Below are 18040 nucleotides of genomic sequence, written 5' to 3'. Positions count from 1 at the left end.
CCGCCGGGCCGCCTCGGCGCGGCGGCGATGGTAGGTCAGCGCGCCGTAGAGGAACAGCGAGGAGACGCCGACGACCGCCCACCCGCTCACGAGGCGGTCGGGCGCCCACGCGGCCGCGCCTCCGGCGGCGGCGACCGCCACGTCGACCACGAGGACGAGCAGCGCTCCCGCACAGAGAAACCCGACGGCGAGCGCGCGCGGCGATCGGTCGTAGATCCGGCCGGGGAAAAATTCCATATCGGTGTTCATAAACCTCAGACGAACTCAGTCGTAAGTAACGACAGAGCGGCCCGTCTTAAATCTGATCGCGGTCACCACTCCTTACAGGCGGTACAGACGAGGGCGCCGTCGTCGAGCCAGCGCCGCGCGACCGACTCCCCGCATCGGTCGCAGGCGCCGCCGTCGGTCGTCCACGTCGCGGTCGACGTCGCCGGGTCGGCGTCGATCGACTCCGCGGCGTCGGCGTCGGCCTCCCGCTCGGTACCGCCGTCGGACGGCTCTCCGTCCGCGTCGCCGGCGAACTCGTCGAGCGAGCGGTCCTCGGGCATCTACGCCTCCCGACGGAGCCGGGCCACGACGTAGTCGCGCTCCAGTTCGCCGAGGAACTCGCCGAGCCGGGGCCCCTGCGTGTCGTCGAAGAAGAGGCGGTAGCCGGCCGCGAAGAAGTCGCCGACCTCGACGTCGTGCGCGCGCGCCGTCTCGTACATCTCCGCTTGGATCGCGTCGCCGTCGTGGCCCGCGGCGACGAAGTCGGCGAGGTCGTCGAGCGCGGCGGCCACGTCGTCGTCGAACGCGGCGTCCGGCAGGTCGGTCTGGAGCCGATAGTCGTACTCGTTTCCGGTGCGCTCGGCCCAGTTGCGCGCCTGCTCGACGCGGGCGAGCGCGGCCTCGACGGTCTCCTCGGAGGCGTCCTCCGGGATGTGGCCCTCGTCGCGGGCGAGCCGCTCGCGGAAGTCGGGGTCGTCGACCATCCCGAGGACGGCCGCGAACGTGTACGGGAGCCGGACGGGTCGCTCCGTCGGCGGATCGTCGGCGCGGCCGACGACGAAGGGGTAGGCGCGCTCGGCGAAGGCGGTCAGGTCCTCGTCGTCCACCTCGCCGAAGTACGCCCGCTCGAAGCGGTCGAAGCGGTCGACGAGCTGGTCGAGCCGTTCGACGTCGAGGTCGCGGGCCTTCTTCGGGTGGAGCGCGAAGAAGTAGCGGAGCACCTCGGGCTCGATCAGGTCGAGCAGCTCCGGAACGGTGACGACGTTACCCGCCGACGAGGAGAGCGGCTCCCCGTTGAGCGTGAACCACTCGTACACCATCGGGACGGGCGGCTCGACCCCGAGGACGTTCCGGGCGACGTCGACGCCCGAAGGCCACGACCCCTCCGCGTGGTCCTTACCGAACGGCTCGAAGTCGACGCCGAGCACCTCCCACTGACCGGGCCACTCGAGGCGCCACGGGAGCTTCCCCTCCCGGAACGTCGCGGTCCCCTCGTGGCCGCAGCCCTCGATGACCTCGTCGCCGACTTCCATGTCGGTGCAGACGTAGTCGACGGTCTCCGCGTCGAGGTCGACGTCGACGACGGTCTCGGTCACCTTCCCGCACTCCGCGCAGATCGGATTGAACGGGACGTACTCGCCGTCGACCTTGTCTTGGTACTGAGAGAGGACCTCGCGGACGCCGTCAAGATCGGAGAGGACCGTCCGGGTGACGTCGTCGAAGTCGCCGTCAGCGTACAGCTCCGTGTTCGAGACCATCTCGACGGGGACCCCCAGCCGGTCGGCGTCGGCCTTCAGGAGGGCGGCGAAGTGGGCCGCGTACGACTCTCGCTCGCCGAACGGGTCCGGGATCGCGGTGTACGGCTTCCCGAGGTTGCGGCCGAGCGCGCCCGCGTCCACCTCGCCGAGGCCGACGATCTCGCCGTCGGCGTTCGCCAGCTTCCGCGGGAGCTTGCGGAGCGGGTCCTTGTCGTCGGAGGTGAACACCTGCCGGACCTCGCGGCCGCGCTCGCGGAGCACGGCGGCGACGAAGTACCCCCGCATGATCTCGTTGAAGTTGCCGAGGTGCGCGACGCCGGACGGGGAGACGCCGCCCTTGATCACGATCGGGTCGTCGGGATCGCGCGCCTCGATCTCGTCGGCGACGACGTCGGCCCAGAAGGCGCGGAAGTCGCCGTCCCCCTCAGCCCCGTCGGCCTCCTCGCCCGTCCCCGTCGCACCGGCGGCGTCCCGCGCCTGCTCGGAGAGGATGTGAGGGGAGTCGTCGGCGCTCATGCGTCGCCGCCCCCCGTCCAGTAGGTCGGCTCGTCGCTGGCGGTCGGGACCACGTCGGTACCGGTGTGGTCGCCCCGGAGCGCGGCGTCGACGACCGCGCCCGGGTCCGTCCCGTCGAGGACGATCGAGCGGATCCCCGCCCGGTCTATCAGCTTGGCCGCGAGCAGGTCCACGGGGGCGGAGGCGCCGGCGTCCCGACTCATCGGGAGCACGACGTCGACGAGCTCCGCCGGCGACATCGATCCGAACTGCGTCGCGTCCGGGTCGGCGTTGGGGTCGGCGTCGTACACGCCGTTCGCGCTCGTCGCGTACACGAGGAGGTCGGCGTCGACGGACTCGGCGAACGCCGCGGCGACCGCGTCGGTCGTCTGCCCGGGGGTGACGCCGCCCATCACCGACACCTCGCCGCGACGGAGCGCTGCGGCGGCCTCGTCGTACCCCGTCGCCGGCGAGAGGTTCGCGCGGCCGTCGAGCGCGGCGATCAGCAGGCGGGCGTTGAGCCGGGTGGTGCCGATGCCGAGCTGGTCGAGTTCGACCTCGTTGGCGCCGAGGTCCCGCGCCGTCTCGATGTACTCTCGCGCGACTCCGCCGCCGCCGACGACGATGCCCACCTCGCAGCCGTCGGCGGCAATCCGCTCGATCGTCTCGGCGTACGCGGCCACCCGATCGGGGTCGAGATCGGGCGCGAGCACGCTCCCGCCGATAGAAACGACGACTCTCATTACCGTCGCATACCCCTGTCTCGCTCTTAAGGATTATCAAGGCCGGACGCCGCCGGTTTCCGAGGCGGTCGCCGCGTCGACGGACGCGGGCGCTCGGCGCATCGGCGGGAAACGCCTAAGCCGCTCGCACCCCGCCTTCGTGTATGCACCCGATAGCGATCGTGGGGCCCGGCGCGGCGGACCTGGCCGGGGCGCTCACCGACCGACTCGACGGCCGGACCGCCGTTGTGAGTCATGCGGACGGCGCCGACGGCGGGGACGGCGCGAGCGACGGGGCCACCGACGGCGGCGTCGCGGTCGAGTCGCCGCGGGACCGGACCGGCGCCGACACCGAGGTATCGCTCGCGAGCGACGGCGAGTGGACCGGCCGCGGGCGAGTCGACGGGCTCGACGCGTTCCTCGACGGGCTCGCGCCCGATCACGAGTACCTCGTCGCGGTCGGCGACTCCAGACTGCGCGTGCCGACGGTCCTGCTCGGAGCGGACGCGGAACCTGAAGACGTGCCCGGGACGGTCATCGCCGCCGCCGACGCGCCCGGCGGCGTCGACCTCGACCGCCTCGTCGCCGACGCCGACGCCGCGGAGCCGTGGATCACGCGCGAGACGCTCGTGCGGCGGGTCGAGGCGTCCGCCGACGCGGACCGGTCGGGAGCGATCGCGACGTTCACCGGCCGCGTCCGGGCGCGGGACGCGCCCGGCGACGACCGCACCACCCACTTGGCCTTCGAGAAGTACGAGGGGGTCGCCGCGGAGCGCATGGACGCGATCGCGGCCGAACTGACCGAGCGCGACGGCGTGTTCGACGTCCGAATGCACCATCGGACCGGCGTTATCGAGGCGGGCGAGGACATCGTCTTCGTCGTCGTTCTAGCGGGGCACCGTCGGGAGGCGTTCCGCACCGTCGAGGACGGGATCGACCGGCTGAAAGACGAGGTACCGATCTTCAAGAAGGAGACGACCGAGGCCGAGGAGTTCTGGGTTCACCGGCGTGACTGATCGGCTCTCGCCCGCGCGAGTGGCCGGTCCTCGACCGGGCATCTGACTGTTCCTCGGCCGCACAACTGACCGAATATCGGCCCCGCGTCTGGCCGGCGACCGGCCGCGCGGACCGCGAGCGCGGGGTCGGTGCGGGATATTTACCGGCAATATACGCTGGTTAAGCCGAGAATTACCGATCCATCGCCGCGGCATAACCATCGATAAGTGAACTGCGTATTACGGCTTCAAAACGGGTTATGAAATATCTAAGCCGTTCAGAGGCTTTTGTGAACGGTCTGTCAGACACGTTTTAGCCGATGTCCCCCGTCTAAAACGCCGCAAAAGCCGCTGAACACCGTCCAACGGTCGCACCTTTATAACATCCTCCGGGAGCAATCGGAGGGTGTACCATGAGCGCGACTGCAAATCCCTCCGCGAACGCGAACCCAACCGACGACCTCAGCAAGGAAGAGCGGCTGAAGCGGTACCTGCTCGACCGCGCCGAGGACGGCGAGATGTACTTCAAGGGGAAGTTCATCTCCGACGACGTCGACCTCTCGCCGAAGGAGATCGGCGCCCTGATGGTGAAGCTCCGCGACTCCGCCACCGAGCTCACCGTCGAGAAGTGGTCGTACACTGGCGCGACGACCTGGCGCATCGAGCCCGCCTGACGAGGACCGTCGAGCCCGCCCGGCGGCGGCAAACCACGCGCTCACGCGCGTCCCCGCTTTCTCCCCCAACGCGGCCCCCGCTCTCCGGGGGTCGACCGTTTCCGAACCGCTCCGACGACGCGTAGCGTCGGTCGGCGGCGCCGCGGTTCGAGGCGCGCCGCTGGCGACGCGGGGTTTATACTCGCCGACCAGTTACGACCGACGATGCCAGAACACGAGGACGGGGAGGCGTCGGCCGCGGCCGACGTCCCGCGTCCGGAGCCGCTGCGGACGTTCTTCAGGGTGGACGAGATCCGTCGAGACGACGGGCGCGTCCGGTACGTCGGGGAGTCGTACGTCCCGGAACGCACCCTGCTGCGGAAGCTGGTCCCGCCGTTCCGAGACGCCGGCTACGAGGTCGACCTCGAGGCCGACGGCGACGGTCACGTCGTCGTCGCGACGCCCTTCGACCGCGGGCGCGACGGGGTGCCGTGGCTCAACGTCGTCCTGTTCGCGGCGACGGTGTGTTCCACCCTGTTCGTCGGCGCGTACGGCTGGTACTACGTCGGCTGGGAGGAGATCGCCGCGAACCCCCTGACGATACTGCAAGCGTGGCCGTTCACCGCGGCCGTGCTCGGCGTGCTGATGACGCACGAGCTCGGGCATTACGCCGCCGGTCGATACCACGGAGTCAGCGTCTCGCTGCCGTACGTCATCCCCTTCTTCTTCCCCTTCGGGACGCTCGGAGCGGTGATCCGGATGCGCGGGCGGATGCCCTCCCGGAAGGTGCTGTTCGACATCGGCGCGGCCGGACCGATCGCGGGACTCGTCGCCACCGTCGTCGTCACCGTCATCGGTCTCTCGCTCGACCCGATCCGCGTCCCGGCGGAGCTCGCGAACGCCTCCGGAACGATGATCCGCTTCAACAACCCGCCGCTGCTGGAGATCATCGCCGACCTCATCGGCCAGCCGACGGGGTACGAGGACCCGGCGCTCACGGCGCACCCGGTGGTGATCGGCGGTTGGGTCGGGATGTTCTTCACCCTCCTGAACCTCCTGCCCGTCGGTCAGCTCGACGGGGGCCACATGGTCCGCGCGATGGTCGGCCCGCGGCAGGAGACGATCGCGGCGCTCGTCCCCGGCGCCCTCTTCTCGATCGCCGCGTACCTCTACTTCTGGCGCGGCCTCGGGATCGACGAGTCGGTCGGCCTGTGGGGGTTCTGGGGCCTGTTCGCGCTCGTCATCGCGTTCAACGGCCCGGCGAACCCGGCCGAGGACGAGCGGATCGGCTGGCCGCGGCTCGCCGTCGGTCTCGCGACGTTCGCGCTCGGGGCGCTCTGCTTCCTGCTCGTCCCGATTCAGGTCGTCTCCGGCTGACCGGCGGACGGGCTCGGCGCGTCGACGGGAGGGCGCGACGGTCCCCGGCTCAGTCGTCGCGGCGCTGCTTCATCCCCTGCCTGGTGAACTGCGGCGTGGCCCGGAGGCCGCGCTTCTTCCGGAACGAGCGGTAGAGCGCGATCGCCAGCGGGACGGCGAGCAGGAGGACGACGCCGGCGAGCCGCCACGCGTCGGCGAACGAGTAGAGGATCGTCGCGGAGAGGACGCCGACCGCGAGCAGCACCGAGTAGGCGATCCGCATCGCGAGCTTGTCGAGGACGTTCGAGTCGTCGTCGATCGTGACGTCGACGTGGAGGTCGCCCCGGTTCGCCCGTTCGAGGAAGTCGTCGGCCTTCGGCGGGACGGTGAACAGCGCCTCGGTGGTGCGCTGGACCTGTCGCCCGGCGCCCTCGGCGAGGTCGCGGGCGGTCTGCTCGTAGTACCCCTCGTCCCTGAGGTACTCCGTCGCCGTGGAGATGAAGTCGAACTCGGGGTCGAGCGTGACGCATACCCCCTCGACGACGGTCGCGACGCGCAACACGAGCGCGAGGTCCGGCGGGAGCCGGAGGGGGAACTCGTAGATGGTCGACTCCACCTGTTCGATGATCTGGTTCACCTGGTACTGCTCGATGTCCTCGCCGCTGGCGTCGGCGATGGCCAGTTCCATCACGTTCCCCATCACCTCGCGGTCGGCCTCCGGCGAGAGGGTGCCCATCGCGATGAGCGTGTCGAGGATGCCGTCGATGTCCTGCCGGGCGACCGCGACGTAGAACTCGACGATCTTCTCCTGGATGAACGGGTCCACGCGCCCGGCCATTCCGAAGTCGTAGAATATCACGGTGCCGTCGTCGTCGACGGCGAGGTTCCCGGGATGGGGGTCCGCGTGGAACACGCCGTCGTCGATGATCATCTGGAGGTACACCTCCTGGAGCGTCTCGGCGATGGCGTTGCGGTCGAATCCCGCGGCGTCGAGCTCGTCGAGCCGGTTGATCTTCACCCCCGGGACGTACTCCATGGTGAGCACTCGCGGCCCGGAGACCTCCTCGTAGGCGGTGGGGATCCGGATCCGGTCGTTGTCGTCGAAGTTGGCGCGGATCTCCTCGAGCATCTCGCGTTCGCGCTTGTAATCCATCTCCTCGCGGATCGTCTTCGCGAACTCGTCGGCGAGGTTCTCCAGCGAGAACGCCCGCCCGCTACCGGTGAACCGCTTGACGAGCGGGATCGACCAGCGGATCGTCCGGAGGTCGGCCTCGACCAGCGACTCGATCCCCGGCCGGCGGACCTTCACGGCGACGTCGTTGCCCTCGTAGCGGGCGGTGTACACCTGTCCGAGGCTCGCGCCGCTTATCGGGTCGCGGTCGAAGTCGTCGAACGTCTCGTCGACGGGGCCGAACTCCTCTTCGAGGACGACCCTCGACTCCTCCCACGGGGCCGGCGGCACGTCGTCTTGGAGCCCTTCCAGCACCTCGATGTACGCCGGCGGGAGGATGTCGGGCCGGGTCGAGAGGATCTGGCCGAGCTTGATGAACGTCGGACCGAGGGTGAGCAGGATGTCGAGGAGGACGGCGGCGCGCTCGCGCTGGGTCTCCGCGTCGACGTCGCGGCTCCCGCCGAACAGGAGGAACCGCTTCCGGTCCCGCCAGTAGGCGACGATCAGCGGCGAGAACCGCCGGACGACCACGAAGAACCGCCAGTAGGCGCGAAGGTTGACCAGCGTGACCACCCGTCAGGCGTCGGCCTCGTCGTCGGAGTCGGCGTCCCCGTCGGCGTCGTCGACCGGGATGGTACGGGAGGTGTCTCCGGTCCGCTTCGGGATCGTGACCTCGAGCACCCCGCGGTCCATCTCGGCGTCCGCGCCGGTCCCGTCGGCGTCCCCCGGGAGCGGGAGCTCCGCGTCGAGGAACAGGGGACGGTCCTCGCGGACGTAGCGGAACCCCTCGGGGACCCCCTTCTCGCGGCGCCCCTCGATGACGATCCGACCGTCCTCGGAGAGGACTTCGGTCGTCTCGGAGGTCGCGCCGGGGAGGTCGACGACGAGGACGTACCCGTCGTCTGATTCGAGCAGGTCCGCAAACACCGCGTCCGGGAGGTCCCGGAGCGCTTCACGTAACGCTGACATGTATACGGGTACGGTCGCCGCGGCGAAAAAGGTGTGGAAACGGGGACCGAGACGGAGGGGTCGGCGGCTCAGTCGTCGCGGGTGAACTCCAGATCGAGGCCGGTCAGGTCGAGGTGCTCGATATCCGTCCCCTGCGATTCACCCGGCAGGATGTCGCCGAGGCTCGCGCCGAACGCGGCCCCGGCCCAGACGAACGCCACGCGGGAGACCCGTTCGAGGGCGCCCGGGTCGCCCTCGTGGAGCCGGCCCCAAAGGACCATCATGAGGACCGAGGTGAACAGCGAGACGAGCAGGATCCCGGCGTAGCGCCGCGGGACGATCCCGAGGATCGGGTGGCTGATCTCGATCTGCCGGAAGTCGGCGAAGTACAGCAGCCCGGCGGTCATGACCAGCACGAACCCCACGTGGACGAGCAGGAAGACGGGAACGCCGCCCGGCGTGGCCGCGGCGAACCACGCCGCGATCTCGAAGACGCCACCCTCGACGAGCAGGGGGAGCGCGAAGAGGACCGAGCCCACGAACGCCTCGGCCAAGTCCCGCGAGGTGTACTTCGTGATCCGGGTCCGAAACGCCGAGCTTCCGGGCATCCGCTCGACGAGCGAGATGGTCTGACGGACTTTCTCCCGCTCGTGGCCCTCGTCGACGGTGTCGCTCAGCGCGTCGAGCTTCGCGAGCAGGTCGTTGATGTCGGGGTTCTCGGGACCGTGCGGGCCGTTCGAGCGGCGGCGCTCGTCCGCGTCACCCGTCGGCCCCTCCGATCGCTCCGGGTCGGGAGGCGAGCTCGATCCGACGGACCGTCGTCCCGAGTCGTCGCCGTCCATTGCCGATCGGTCGACGCCGGCGTCGCAAAAGCGTACCGACGGGCGGCGCGGCGGTGGAGACGGCGAATCGTTTATTAATACTGGAATGGTAACACGTGGCACGAGGTGAGTGCCGACGACATCGAGGACCGGACCACGCAGCCATCGACCGTCGACGGTACCGCGCGCCGACGACTGTCCGATCCACTCGTTTCGAAACGGGGCGTCCCCCCTTTCGACGTGAACCCCTCGACCCGTCGGTTCCCACCCTGACCGCCGCTGCTCGCGGGAGCCGCACCTCAGCGAGTCCCGCCGTCGCTTGACTCGTCCGCCGAGCGACGCCCGAGGAACGACGAGAGCGCCGCGTTGAACGCGGCGGGGCGTTCCAGCATCGCGAGGTGTGCGGCCCCCTCGATCGCGGCGCGCTCGCAGTCGTCGATCCGGTCCGCGAGGTAGTCGTGGTACGCCGGCGGCGTGAGCGCGTCGTGTTCGCCGACGACCGCGAGCGACGGCGACGCGATCTCGTCGAGACGGTCGCGGACGTCGAACGCGTGGCAGGTCCGGAAGTCGCGCTCGGTGACCGCCCGGCCGCACTCCCGCATGCCGGCGCGGGAGAGCTCGACGTACTCGGCCGGCGCGTCGTGGAAGAGGCGGTCGGGCTCGTGGAGCAGGTCGATCGCCCGGTCGAACTCCGTCTCGAGCGCGTCCAACAGCGGCTCGGCGACCGCGAGCTTCGCGCCCGTGCCCGCGAAGACGAGCCCGTCGAGCGGGAGGTCGCGCTCCAGCGCGATCCACAGGGCCACGGCGCCGCCGAGGGAGTTGCCGCAGAGGACGGTCGCCCCGGTCGCCTCCGCGACGGCGACGACGTCGTCCGCGTAGGCGTCGAGCGTCTCGGCCCCGGCCGGTTCGTCGACGTCGTCGCTGTCGCCGTGCCCCGAGAGGTCGAGCGCGACGGTCGGGAACCGGTCGCTCAGGCGCGCCTGCGCCTTCCAGACGTCTTTGCTCCCGCCGCTCCCGTGGACGAAGCAGACCGTCGGCCCGTCGCCGCCGCGGTCGGAGACGCGATACGCGGTGTCGCGCCCGTCGTGGGTGACTCGCTGCATGCCCCCGTCTCCCGCGCGCTCGGTCATAAGACGCCCGGCGGACGGCGCCGGCGAGCGAGAGGATCCGAGGAGGGAACGACCGTCGACGCCCCCCGAAACGACCCCGAACCGCAACACTACCGATACGTTCGTGAGATCTCACGTCATGCGATTTTTAGCGACGGGTTTATATATTCTCGCGCCTAACTTGTAGTTAGCATGAATCACCAACAGACCCGATCGACCGGCGACGGTCCGCTGCTCCGCCGGTTCGAGTACGAGGACGGGTGGATCGTCGCCGCCGATCTGGGCGCCGACGCCGCGAACGTGAGCGTCGACACGGTCGGCGAGACGGCGATCGTCGTCGTCGAGGGCGACGGCGAACCGGTCGAGTCGGAGTTCGAACTGCCGGGACCGGCCGCGTCGACCGCGGTCACGAACGGCGTGATCACGGTCGAGGGCGAAACGGTCGAGGACGACACCGTGGAGGGCGAGCGATGAAACTCACTGTCAGACCGCTCAAACAGAAGGACGCCGGCCGCCGCCTCGCGGCGATCGACCGCGTCGCGGCCGAAGAGCTGGGGCTCTCCGGCGGCGACATCGTCCGCGTCGAGGGCCCGGACGGGGCCGCGATCGCCCGCGTCTGGCCCGGCTACCCCGAGGACGACGGAAGCGGCGTCGTGCGTATCGACGGACGGCTCCGTCAGGAGGCCAACGTCGGCATCGACGACCGCGTGACGGTCGAGTCGGTCGACGTCTCCCGGGCGGAGTCGGTCACGATCGCCTTCCCGAGCCAGCTTCGCGTGCGCGGGCAGATCGCCCCGTTCATCCGCGACAAGCTCTCCGGACAGCCGGTGACCGAAGGGCAGACGATCCGCACGTCGATGGGCTTCGGCCTGATGGGCGGCCAGTCGCAGGCGGTGCCGATGAAGGTCGCCTCGACGACGCCGTCGGGGACCGTCGTCATCACCGACGACACCGAGATCGAGATCTCGGAGGTCCCCGCCGAGGAGCTCGCCGAGCGCGGCGGGAGCGGCGACGGGGCCAGCGAAGGCCCGGACGTCACCTACGAGGACATCGGCGGGCTCGACGGCGAGCTCGAACAGGTCCGCGAGATGATCGAGCTGCCGATGCGGCACCCGGAGCTGTTCAAGCGGCTCGGCATCGACCCGCCGAAGGGCGTGCTCCTGCACGGCCCGCCGGGCACGGGGAAGACGCTGATCGCGAAGGCCGTCGCCAACGAGATCGACGCCAGCTTCCACAACATCTCCGGCCCGGAGATCATGTCGAAGTACTACGGCGAGAGCGAGGAGCAGCTCCGTGAGATCTTCGAGGAGGCCTCGGAGGAGGCGCCCTCGATCATCTTCATGGACGAGCTCGACTCGATCGCGCCCAAGCGCGAGGAGGCCGGCGGCGACGTCGAACGGCGCGTCGTGGCCCAGCTGCTCTCGCTGATGGACGGGCTCGAAGAGCGCGGCGAGGTCGTCGTCATCGGCGCGACGAACCGCGTCGACGCCATCGACCCCGCGCTCCGCCGCGGCGGTCGCTTCGACCGCGAGATCGAGGTCGGCGTCCCCGACCGCGACGGCCGCAAGGAGATCCTGCAGGTCCACACGCGGAACATGCCGCTGGTCGAGGGAATCGACCTCGACGAGTACGCGGAGAACACCCACGGCTTCGTCGGGGCCGACCTCGAGTCGCTCGCGAAGGAGTCCGCGATGCACGCGCTGCGCCGGATCCGGCCCGAGCTCGACTTAGAGAGCGACGAGATCGACGCCGACGTGCTGAACTCCATCCAGGTCACCGAGAGCGACTTCAAGGAGGCGATGAAGGGCATCGAGCCCTCCGCGCTCCGCGAGGTGTTCGTCGAGGTCCCGGATGTCTCCTGGGACCGGGTCGGCGGTCTGGAGGGGACCAAAGAGCGGCTCCGCGAGACGATCCAGTGGCCGCTGGAGTACCCCGAGGTGTTCGAGGAGCTCGACATGCAGGCCGCCAAGGGCGTCCTGATGTACGGCCCGCCGGGCACGGGGAAGACCCTGCTCGCGAAGGCCGTCGCCAACGAGGCGGAGTCGAACTTCATCTCGATCAAGGGGCCCGAACTGCTGAACAAGTACGTGGGCGAGTCCGAGAAGGGCGTCCGCGAGGTGTTCAGCAAGGCCCGCGAGAACGCGCCGACCATCGTGTTCTTCGACGAGATCGACTCGATCGCGACCGAGCGCGGCAAGAACTCCGGCGACTCCGGCGTCGGCGAACGCGTCGTCTCGCAGCTGCTGACGGAGCTCGACGGGCTCGAGTCGCTGGAGGACGTGGTCGTCATCGCGACGACGAACCGCCCGGACCTCATCGACTCGGCGCTGCTCCGGCCCGGCCGCCTGGACCGCCACGTGCACGTGCCCGTGCCGGACGAGGAGGCCCGCCGGAAGATCCTGGAGGTCCACACCCGGAACAAGCCGCTGGCCGACGACGTCGACCTCGACGCGCTGGCACGGAAGACCGAGGGGTACGTCGGCGCCGACCTCGAAGCGGTCGCCCGCGAGGCCTCGATGAACGCCTCCCGGGAGTTCATCGGCAGCGTCACGCGCGAGGAAGTCGGGGAGTCCGTCGGCAACGTCCGCGTGACGATGGCGCACTTCGAGGACGCCCTCGGCGAGGTGAACCCGAGCGTCACCCCCGAGACGCGGGAGCGCTACGAGGAGATCGAAAAGCAGTTCCAGCGGTCGGACGTCGACCGCACCGACGCCGAGCCCGGCACCGCGTTCCAGTAGTCGGAGCGTCGGTCGGCTCGGTCGGGAGCAGTTTTTCTTTAAATAATCCCCGCCGTCGACAGCAGGAAGAACACGGCGACGAGGACGATGCCGATCGTGACTAGGCGCCACGCGAGCTTCAGCACGAACTTACCGACGACGATAACGATCGCGACGGCGACGAGCGCGACGAGCAGCTGTCCCGCTTGGCTGGCGAGGAGTCCGGCTTGAAGCGGGAGCGACGATGCCAACGCGGCGAGCGAAGCGGTCATGTCCGGCCCCACGAGCACGTCGGGCATAAGCTTGTGGGGAGGAGCCGCGGTCCGTCGGTTATTGAAATCTGATAGGTGAGCCGGCAAATACTGCGCCGATGAGGCCGGAGTCTCACGCTCCCGGCCGACGGGACCGCGGTAACACGGAGCATAACGCCGGAAAATCGGTGCGAGTAACCCCCCTTTTGTTCCGATGCGGAGACCGTTACTTCGGTCGATTTCGCGCCTTGAGTATCAGTTTCACTCTGGTCTGGCTACGCTTATGTGTCCGGAACACGTTCAGATGTAACGTAATCGAATCCGGCGTCAGACACGCGGACCGGGAATTACATACCGAATCGAACAGGTAGTCACCTATCCGGGCCGGGAGCGGAACACAAAAGGGCCTGCTGCGACAGTACGTAGACACGATATATGAGCCAGAACGCACGTCAACCGAGCGGGGTGGCCGTCGAATGAGCAACGACGGCGTCGCCGCCGACGAACTCGAACTGCCGATCAAACGAACAACGGGCGAGACGATGGAGGAGCGTCTCACCGCCAACGCCTATCACAACATCCTGCCCGCGCGCTACCTCCGGAAGAACGCGGACGGCGAGACGATCGAGAACCCCGAGGAGCTGTTCGACCGCGTCGCGCGCAACGTCGCGCTCGCGGAGGCCGTTTTCGAGGCCGAGAAGCAGGGCGTCGAGGTCACCGTCACGCCCGACCAGCTGAAGCCCGACCACCCCCGCCGGAACGAACTGGCGGAGGAGGTGTTCGGCGCCGGCACCACCGCCGAGGACGAGGCGGAGACGACGCTGACCGCGCACAACGTCAACAAGTTCGCGTACGACACCGTCGTTCCCGAGCTCCCCGAGAGCGTGCGCGACCACGTGGAGGCGACCGCGGACCGGTTCCGCGACGGGATGGAGCGGCTCTCATTTATGCCGAACTCGCCGACCCTGATGAACGCGGGCGACGAGCTCCAGCAGCTCTCGGCCTGCTTCGTCGACTCCCCCGACGACGACATCACCGACATCCACCAGACCGCCAAGGAGGCGGCCGAGGTGTTCCAGTCCGGCGGCGGCATGGGGTACGCGTTCTGGAAGCTCCGCCCCTACGGCGACTCCGTCGGCTCGACCGGCGGCATCGCCTCCGGCCCGATCACGTTCATGCGGACGTTCGACCAGATGTGCGAGACGATCGCGCAGGGCGGCGCGCGCCGCGGCGCTCAGATGGGCGTCATGCGCGTCTCGCACCCGGACGTCATCCAGTTCATCCACGCGAAGAACAAGGACGTCTCCCTGGCTCACTCGCTGCGGCTGAACGACCCCGACGACTTCACGCACAACTCCTTCGCGGACGCCTTGGAGGAGGCCCGCGGGCTGATCGACGAGGACGGAAAGGTGCCCGAACACCTCCGGAACGCGGTCGAGGGTCACCTGTCGAACTTCAACATCAGCGTCGGCGTCACCGACGACTTCATGGAGGCGCTGTACAACGACGAGGAGTTCACCTTCACCAACCCGCGCACCGAGGAACCCCACGTCGCGACGCCCGAGACGAAGGAGATCTACGACATGTTCGGTCTCGGCGAGCACGTCGAGGTCGGCGAAGTGCTGTCGATCCCGGCCCAGGAGCTGTGGGACGACATGATCGAGGGCGCCCACGAGAACGGCGAGCCGGGCGTCATCTACCTCGAGCGGGTGAACAAGGAGCACTCCTTCGACGTGGAGGAGCACCCGGACCACCGCATCCTCGCGACGAACCCCTGTGTCACCGGTGACACCTTGATCAGCACCGAAAACGGGCTCGTCGAAGCCGAGGAACTCTACGAACAGGGAGTCGCACGCGACGTCGTCGTCGATGGTCGCCTCAGCGAGGAGACGCTCAAAGAAGCGAGCAGCGTCTACAAGACCGGCGAGAAGGACGTTTATAAGCTCACGACCGAGGAGGGGTACGAACTCCGCCTCACTTCCGATCATCGGGTCATGACGGGTGACGGGTGGGTGGAAGCCGGCAACCTCGACGCCGGCGACACGGTCCACATCCAGAACCGGAAAGGCTCCTTCGGCCAGCACGGAACAGCGGCAGAGGGTCGCGTACTCGGTTGGATGGTCGGCGACGGCCATCTCAAGACCGGAGAGGAGCGCGCCGTCCTCAACTTCTACGACGAGGACGCAGAGATCTCGGAATCGTTCGCAGCCGACGTGAACGAAGTCGTTCGCGATCCCGTCGGTAACGCCGACTACGAGGTCGGCGTCAACGAGATCGCTAGAGGTGACGACTACCGCGGCGCGCAGGCCGTCGAGCAGCGGATCCGCTCGGCTCGACTGTACGAGTACGCCGAGGAAGCCGGCTTAGCCGATCAGAAGCATCAGGTGCCTGAGGCAGTGATGCGCGGGAGCGAGGAGATGGCACGCGGGTACCTCCGTGCGCTGTTCTCCGCTGACGGGGGCGTTCAGGGGAACGTCGAAAAGGGCGTCTCCGTCCGGCTCACGAGCACGAGCACCGACCTGTTAAAAGAAGTCCAGCAACTCCTGCTCAACTTCGGGATCTTCAGCAAGATCTACGAGGAGCGCCACGAGGAGGGCGTTCAGGAGATGCCCGACGGAAACGGCGGAACTGCGGAATACGAGCGACAGGCCGACCACGATCTCGTCGTCTCGAAGGACAACCTCGTCCGCTTCGCGGAGGAGATCGGATTCCTTCTCGACTCGAAACAGGACGCACTCGACGAGCGTCTCGCGAACTACGACCGCGGACCGTACAGCGAGGGATTCGAAGCGACCGTTTCCGCAGTCGAGGACGACGGCCACGAGGCCGTCTACGACCTGACGGAGCCTGAGACGAGTTCGTTCGTCGCGAACGGTCTCGTGGTCCACAATTGCGGCGAGCAGCCGTTAGAGGAGTACGAGGCGTGTAACCTCGGTCACATCAACCTCTCGACGCTCGCGGCGCAGGACGCGCCGGACTGGCGCGTCTGGTCCGAGGCGCACGCCGACGAGTACGAGTCGAAGGAGGCCGCCATGTCGGCGTTCTTAGCGGAGGCGATCGACTTCGAGGAGTTCGACGAGCGGATCGACTACGGCACGCGCTTCCTCGAGAACGTCGTGACGATGTCGGACTTCCCGGTCGAGAAGATCGAGCAGAAGGTCCGCGACATGCGGAAGATCGGGCTCGGAGTGATGGGGCTCGCTCAGCTGTACATCCAGCTCGGGATTCAGTACGGCACCGAAGAGGGCAACGAGGTCGCCCGCCAGCTGATGACCCACATCAACCACGCGTCGAAGCAGACCTCCCACGAGCTCGCCGAGGAGCGCGGCGTGTTCAACGACTGGGACGAGTCGAAGTACGCGAACCCCACCGAGCACCGCGACTGGTTCGAGCACTACACCGGCCTCGACGCCGACGAGTGGGCGGACGGCTTCCCGATCCGCAACCACAACACGACGACGATCGCGCCCACGGGCACGACGTCGATGATCGGGAACACCACCGGTGGCTGCGAGCCGATCTACAACGTCGCCTACTACAAGAACGTCTCCGACGACGTCCAAGGCGACGAGATGCTCGTCGAGTTCGACGACTACTTCCTGCGCACCTTAGAGGAGAACGACGTCGACGTCGACGCCGTCAAGCAGGAGGCTCAAGAGCAGATGGCGACCAACGAGTTCGACGGCGTTGACGGGTTAGAGACGGTTCCGGACGCGATCGGCGAGCTGTTCGTCGTCACCGGCGACCTCTCGGGCAAACAGCACGCGGCGGTCCAGTGCGCCTGCCAGGAGGGCGTCGACTCCGCCATCTCGAAGACGTGTAACTTCCCGAACGACGCCACCGCCGAGGAGATGGAAGAGGTGTACCGCTACATCTACGACCACGGCGGGAAGGGCGTCACCGTCTACCGCGACGGCACCCGCTCGAAGCAGGTGCTCACGACGCGCGCGAAGAACACGGAGTTCGCCGACGAGAGCGAGGCGGCCGAGGCGATCGTCGAGCAGATCGGCGAGGTGTTCGGCGGCGTCGAGGCGTTCCTCGAGAACGAGGACGTGCAGGCGGCGATCGACACGGAGATCGCGGACCTGCTGGAGGCCAGCGAGCAGCCGCAGATCGACTACAGCGAGCGCAGCCCGCGTCCCGACTCCCTGAACGGCGTCACCCAGCGCGTCGAGACGGGGTACGGGAAGCTGTACGTCACCATCAACGAGGATCAGAACGGTCGGCCGTTCGAGCTGTTCGCGAACATCGGCCACTCCGGCGGCTACACCAACTCCTTCACCGAGGCGCTCGCGAAGGTCATCTCGACGGCGCTCCGCTCGGGCGTGGACCCCGACGAGATCGTCGACGAGCTACAGGGCACCCGGAGCCCGAAGGTCGCGTGGGACAAGGGCGAGCAGATCCAGTCGATCCCGGACGCCATCGGCACCGCGCTCCGCCGCTACCTCGACGACGAGATCGACAAGGGGATCCCGCAACAGCAGAGCCTCGACGACGTCGAGCGCGACCTGGCGAGCGAGCCGACGAGCCAGACCGACGGCGGCGCGGTCGACGCCGGCGCGGCGACCGACGCCCCGAACGTGAACGGGACGGCCGAGGACGACGCGGCCGACGCCGACGACGCGATGCAGGAGCTCATCGCGGCGGGCGAGTCGCCCGAGTGCCCCGACTGCGGCGGGATGAACCTCTACTACTCCGAGGGCTGCAAGACGTGCGAGTCGTGCGGCTGGTCGGAGTGCTGACGGCGTAGCGAATCGGTCGTTCGACGCCCGCGGTGCGATTTTTACGCGTTCGATCTTCGGGGATGCGCGGTGTGCGATCGATAGCGGGAGTGAGTGTTACAGATCGGCGGCCGCGGGTCGGTATTTAAACGATCGTGAGCGACAGCGACGATCGGTTATAAATAACGGGTCCGGTGGCGCGTGCCTCCGAGCGCCCACAGGGCGCGAGGAGCACGCGCGAGGGAGCCGGTGAGCGCTCGGAGAGCGCGAACCGCGAGGTTGGGGAGGTGTGAGGCTGCGGTGCGGTTGCGGGGGTGGGACTCAAAGGGGCAGCCG

Annotated in this window: 14 protein-coding genes and 1 pseudogene; 6 read left to right on the top strand and 9 right to left on the bottom strand. The window is 68.5% G+C overall.

The genetic code is table 11. From position 1 onward, the window contains the following. From DJ73_RS19265 to pyrH, 4 genes and pseudogenes are all read right to left on the bottom strand, one after another. Positions 1–237: pseudogene (locus DJ73_RS19265) on the bottom strand (sensor histidine kinase); the annotation flags it as partial. Positions 238–311: 74 nt separating this feature from the next. Then, complete coding sequence (locus DJ73_RS19260; protein ID WP_094524099.1) at positions 312–548, bottom strand: hypothetical protein; 237 nt, start codon at positions 546–548, stop codon at positions 312–314. Then, positions 549–2261 carry a lysine--tRNA ligase gene (gene lysS / locus DJ73_RS19255; RefSeq protein WP_094558783.1) on the bottom strand — a complete coding sequence of 571 codons (1713 nt, stop codon included), beginning with the start codon at positions 2259–2261 and terminating at the stop codon, positions 549–551. It abuts the gene before it with no gap. After that, a complete protein-coding gene (gene pyrH / locus DJ73_RS19250) occupies positions 2258–2983 on the bottom strand; it encodes a UMP kinase (RefSeq protein ID WP_094524097.1) in 726 nt (241 codons plus the stop codon). Before pyrH ends, lysS begins: the two co-directional genes overlap by 4 nt. A 143-nt stretch (positions 2984–3126) precedes the next feature. On the opposite strand from pyrH, the gene DJ73_RS19245 reads away from it, so the two are divergent. The 3 genes from DJ73_RS19245 to DJ73_RS19235 all read left to right on the top strand — a co-directional run bounded on the left by DJ73_RS19245 (position 3127) and on the right by DJ73_RS19235 (position 5987). Continuing rightward, positions 3127–3978 (top strand): molybdopterin synthase, encoded by an 852-nt coding sequence (locus tag DJ73_RS19245; protein WP_094558782.1) that lies wholly within the window; start codon positions 3127–3129, stop codon positions 3976–3978. Between the two features lie 392 nt (positions 3979–4370). After that, entirely contained in the window at positions 4371–4631 is a 261-nt protein-coding gene (locus DJ73_RS19240; protein ID WP_094524095.1) for a hypothetical protein, read from the top strand. Between the two features lie 204 nt (positions 4632–4835). After that, on the top strand, positions 4836–5987 hold the full coding sequence (locus DJ73_RS19235; protein ID WP_094524094.1) for a site-2 protease family protein: 1152 nt from the start codon (positions 4836–4838) through the stop codon (positions 5985–5987). Positions 5988–6036: 49 nt separating this feature from the next. Here the strand turns inward: DJ73_RS19235 and DJ73_RS19230 are convergent, their stop codons facing one another. The 4 genes from DJ73_RS19230 to DJ73_RS19215 all read right to left on the bottom strand — a co-directional run bounded on the left by DJ73_RS19230 (position 6037) and on the right by DJ73_RS19215 (position 10009). Continuing rightward, positions 6037–7710, bottom strand: a complete 1674-nt coding sequence (locus tag DJ73_RS19230; RefSeq protein ID WP_094524093.1) for an AarF/ABC1/UbiB kinase family protein — start codon at positions 7708–7710, stop codon at positions 6037–6039. Positions 7711–7713: 3 nt separating this feature from the next. After that, positions 7714–8106, bottom strand: a complete 393-nt coding sequence (locus tag DJ73_RS19225; protein WP_094524092.1) for an Hsp20/alpha crystallin family protein — start codon at positions 8104–8106, stop codon at positions 7714–7716. Positions 8107–8174: 68 nt separating this feature from the next. Further along, positions 8175–8927 carry a DUF2391 domain-containing protein gene (locus tag DJ73_RS19220; protein ID WP_094558781.1) on the bottom strand — a complete coding sequence of 251 codons (753 nt, stop codon included), beginning with the start codon at positions 8925–8927 and terminating at the stop codon, positions 8175–8177. Positions 8928–9205: 278 nt separating this feature from the next. Further along, positions 9206–10009, bottom strand: coding sequence for an alpha/beta fold hydrolase (locus tag DJ73_RS19215; protein ID WP_094558780.1), 804 nt, complete (start codon positions 10007–10009; stop codon positions 9206–9208). A 198-nt stretch (positions 10010–10207) separates the two neighbouring features. Between DJ73_RS19215 and DJ73_RS19210 the strand changes: the two genes are divergently transcribed. Both DJ73_RS19210 and DJ73_RS19205 read left to right on the top strand, forming a co-directional pair. Continuing rightward, positions 10208–10489: a hypothetical protein gene (locus tag DJ73_RS19210; RefSeq protein WP_094524089.1), complete on the top strand. Its 282-nt coding sequence runs from the start codon at positions 10208–10210 to the stop codon at positions 10487–10489. Continuing rightward, positions 10486–12753 carry a CDC48 family AAA ATPase gene (locus tag DJ73_RS19205; RefSeq protein ID WP_094558779.1) on the top strand — a complete coding sequence of 756 codons (2268 nt, stop codon included), beginning with the start codon at positions 10486–10488 and terminating at the stop codon, positions 12751–12753. The genes DJ73_RS19210 and DJ73_RS19205 overlap by 4 nt, the downstream gene beginning before the upstream one ends. Positions 12754–12791: 38 nt before the next feature. Here the strand turns inward: DJ73_RS19205 and DJ73_RS19200 are convergent, their stop codons facing one another. Continuing rightward, entirely contained in the window at positions 12792–13031 is a 240-nt protein-coding gene (locus tag DJ73_RS19200) for a hypothetical protein (protein WP_094524087.1), read from the bottom strand. A gap of 428 nt (positions 13032–13459) precedes the next feature. Between DJ73_RS19200 and DJ73_RS19195 the strand changes: the two genes are divergently transcribed. Beyond that, the gene (locus DJ73_RS19195) at positions 13460–17725 is read left to right on the top strand and encodes an LAGLIDADG family homing endonuclease (protein ID WP_094558778.1); all 4266 of its coding nucleotides are present in this window, start codon (positions 13460–13462) and stop codon (positions 17723–17725) included. The last annotated feature ends 315 nt before the right edge of the window (positions 17726–18040 follow it).

Source organism: Halorubrum sp. Ea1 (assembly GCF_002252965.1).
Classification (GTDB): domain Archaea; phylum Halobacteriota; class Halobacteria; order Halobacteriales; family Haloferacaceae; genus Halorubrum.
Note: the sequence above shows the minus strand (reverse complement) of the source record. Positions and strands in the feature narration are given on the sequence as shown.

Bases quoted from the DNA above. Each gene is read 5' to 3' on its own strand.
- DJ73_RS19225 (WP_094524092.1), bottom strand. From the start codon at position 8,106: ATGTCAGCGTTACGTGAAGCGCTCCGGGACCTCCCGGACGCGGTGTTT.
- pyrH (WP_094524097.1), bottom strand. From the start codon at position 2,983: ATGAGAGTCGTCGTTTCTATCGGCGGGAGCGTGCTCGCGCCCGATCTC.
- DJ73_RS19200 (WP_094524087.1), bottom strand. From the start codon at position 13,031: ATGCCCGACGTGCTCGTGGGGCCGGACATGACCGCTTCGCTCGCCGCG.
- DJ73_RS19245 (WP_094558782.1), top strand. From the start codon at position 3,127: ATGCACCCGATAGCGATCGTGGGGCCCGGCGCGGCGGACCTGGCCGGG.
- DJ73_RS19210 (WP_094524089.1), top strand. From the start codon at position 10,208: ATGAATCACCAACAGACCCGATCGACCGGCGACGGTCCGCTGCTCCGC.
- DJ73_RS19235 (WP_094524094.1), top strand. From the start codon at position 4,836: ATGCCAGAACACGAGGACGGGGAGGCGTCGGCCGCGGCCGACGTCCCG.
- DJ73_RS19215 (WP_094558780.1), bottom strand. From the start codon at position 10,009: ATGCAGCGAGTCACCCACGACGGGCGCGACACCGCGTATCGCGTCTCC.
- lysS (WP_094558783.1), bottom strand. From the start codon at position 2,261: ATGAGCGCCGACGACTCCCCTCACATCCTCTCCGAGCAGGCGCGGGAC.
- DJ73_RS19205 (WP_094558779.1), top strand. From the start codon at position 10,486: ATGAAACTCACTGTCAGACCGCTCAAACAGAAGGACGCCGGCCGCCGC.
- DJ73_RS19260 (WP_094524099.1), bottom strand. From the start codon at position 548: ATGCCCGAGGACCGCTCGCTCGACGAGTTCGCCGGCGACGCGGACGGA.
- DJ73_RS19240 (WP_094524095.1), top strand. From the start codon at position 4,371: ATGAGCGCGACTGCAAATCCCTCCGCGAACGCGAACCCAACCGACGAC.
- DJ73_RS19220 (WP_094558781.1), bottom strand. From the start codon at position 8,927: ATGGACGGCGACGACTCGGGACGACGGTCCGTCGGATCGAGCTCGCCT.
- DJ73_RS19195 (WP_094558778.1), top strand. From the start codon at position 13,460: ATGAGCAACGACGGCGTCGCCGCCGACGAACTCGAACTGCCGATCAAA.